At 59.3% G+C, this 2,207-nt stretch carries 4 protein-coding genes; 2 read left to right on the top strand and 2 right to left on the bottom strand.

The features are described from left to right. Both ACFO3E_RS15315 and ACFO3E_RS15310 read right to left on the bottom strand, forming a co-directional pair. The coding region (locus tag ACFO3E_RS15315) for a hypothetical protein (protein ID WP_380805853.1) at nucleotides 1–183 on the bottom strand (183 nt) is incomplete at its 3' end. After that, on the bottom strand, nucleotides 180–410 hold the full coding sequence (locus tag ACFO3E_RS15310; protein ID WP_380805850.1) for a type II toxin-antitoxin system Phd/YefM family antitoxin: 231 nt from the start codon (nucleotides 408–410) through the stop codon (nucleotides 180–182). The genes ACFO3E_RS15315 and ACFO3E_RS15310, both read right to left, overlap by 4 nt. Before the next feature lie 155 nt (nucleotides 411–565). Here ACFO3E_RS15310 and ACFO3E_RS15305 point away from each other — a divergent pair, with 155 nt between their 5' ends. Next, nucleotides 566–862, top strand: coding sequence for a hypothetical protein (locus ACFO3E_RS15305; protein WP_380805849.1), 297 nt, complete (start codon nucleotides 566–568; stop codon nucleotides 860–862). A 52-nt stretch (nucleotides 863–914) separates the two neighbouring features. After that, nucleotides 915–1,388 carry a thioredoxin TrxC gene (trxC, locus tag ACFO3E_RS15300; RefSeq protein ID WP_380805846.1) on the top strand — a complete coding sequence of 158 codons (474 nt, stop codon included), beginning with the start codon at nucleotides 915–917 and terminating at the stop codon, nucleotides 1,386–1,388. Nucleotides 1,389–2,207 lie beyond the last annotated feature (819 nt).

Below are 2,207 nucleotides of genomic sequence, written 5' to 3'. Positions count from 1 at the left end.
TCCACCGCGGCGCAGCACAACGAATAGTTCGCCAAGCGTCTGTGCTGGAGCAAGAAGGCTCACCCCACTACCAAGCCGTGCGATCAAATCTCTAATCTGGCCAATTTTCGCGTGGTCGCGAGCGTCACGACTAACGCCTGCGAGATAGGCCAAGATATTGGTGTCGAGGGCAACGCGCGTCATTCGTAAAGTTCGTCACGCGACCAGTTTCCTGCATGCCGCACAGGCAAGGCAGCTACAAATTTCAGTAGATGCTGTATCGATCGTTGCTCGCGGGCACGGTCAACGGGCAGCACCCTTGCCACGGCGCGGCCGCGCGACATGACAGTAAAGCTCTCGCCCTCCGCGACTTCGCGTAAGAGTTCCGAGAAACGCTGATTGGCGTCACTAGCGCTGATTGCTCGTTCCATGCCCCCAATCTAGTGCATAACACTAACATTGCAAGGCGAGGGCGCGGCGCACGCACCGCCGAACACATAGGACCGTGGGATCGCCTCGAGGTTGGAATGGACGGGGGACCCAACATGAACGTCATCCGGTACACCCGCACCTTGGGAGAGAGACTATGTACCGCACATCCACTTTCATCACCGCGTTCGCGATCAGCTTGGCGCTGTCAGCCTGCGGCGGAAAAGGAGACGACAAGCTGGGTGAACAGGCACAGGAAGCGATGGAAAACAAAGCGGACAAGATGGACGCGATGGCCGACAATATGAGCGGCACCGCTGACGATATGATGGAGGCCAAGGCCGACGCGACGAGAGAAGCCGGCGAGGCCAAGGAAGAAGCAATCGACAGGTCTGACGTCAATGCAGACGCGCTGTCCGCCGCGCAGCGATCTGAGATCGTCAACGGAAATTGATGGTCCGCGCAGGCGGCTGCGCTACCACCATTGGGAGTAGAAGCCCGTCTTCATGAGAGACGACAAGATCATCATTTGCCCACAGTGCAGCACGGCGAACCGCGTTCCTGTTAACAGGCTTCGAGGGGGCGGCACGTGCGGACGGTGCAAGCGGCCACTTTTCGCAGGCGAACCGATAACCCTCACCGCCGCCAATTTTGATGCGCATGCAAGCCGCAGCGGCATTCCCCTACTTGTGGATTTCTGGGCCTCTTGGTGTGGACCTTGCCGTCAGATGGCGCCTGCCTTCACAGCGGCCGCGCGCGAGCTTGAACCCTATATGCGCTTGGGTAAGCTCGACACCGAAGCAGAGCAGGCAGTTGCGGGACGCTATGGGATCCGCTCAATCCCCACGATGATCCTGTTTTCAAACGGCCGGGAAGTTGCCAGGCAGTCAGGCGCCATGCCGCAACAGGCGATAGTCGCCTGGGCCAAGTCCCAATCCTTGGGGAGCATGCCGCGCTGCGGCTTAAATTGGCGGGCATAAGCCCCCCCGATGCATCATCGACCAGCACTTCAAATCCGTTCGTTATTGCGGTGACGGCCCTCCGCGGGGAACAAGCGTCCAGTTGACAAGCTCGCTCTCCTGTTCTCGGCTTCTAGCTGAATGCAGGGAGACACATCATGCAACGGATAATGGCGTTGGGCGCGGCGATCGCGGCGCTGCTCAGGCTGAAAGCCCGCACCGCGCCACCGCCGAGTCCAAAATCGCGCCCAGTGCTATGGCATTCCGCGTTCATGACCTCAGCCGCCGTTGGGTAGAGTTCCAGATGCCAAGCAGCCTTGCTGAACCTCAAGAGCCACCCGTCCCGGCTAAGCTTGCCGTCTCTATGACGGACGGTCTCGTCATCCCTGCCTGGATGCGCGGTGGTTCTCCCCTCCCCTCGGCCAATTTGCCAAGCTATATGTCTGGCTGTCACCCGCTGCGCTACCGTCCAACCGGCTTCCTCACTCCCGACGCAGAAAGCAGACGCCAGACCTATTTTGCGCTCATGAGCAGGATCGCCTGCGAACATGGCCTTCCCACCCCATGCCGCCAGGGGCGGCCACACCGTCGACATGCTGGATCTCTGCTTTAGGTGTAGTCGATACGGATATTCCCGTTGACTATTGGGTGGATGCCGGGCCCAGTAAGTTCGCAACCTGCATCCCGGGTTGGTCTACTAGGATTTCGCACCTCGACTTAGAATCCACCGCTTACAAAATTTGTTCCTGCCGGTTAGAAAAGGCACAATCTCCGCAAATTAGAGATGTCACTTTTTGAAGACAGCAGGGGCTGCGTGGAGCCCTCGGGATAGCGCAGCGC

Source organism: Sphingobium tyrosinilyticum, assembly GCF_042654265.1.
Lineage (GTDB): Bacteria > Pseudomonadota > Alphaproteobacteria > Sphingomonadales > Sphingomonadaceae > Sphingobium > Sphingobium tyrosinilyticum.
Note: the sequence above shows the minus strand (reverse complement) of the source record. Positions and strands in the feature narration are given on the sequence as shown.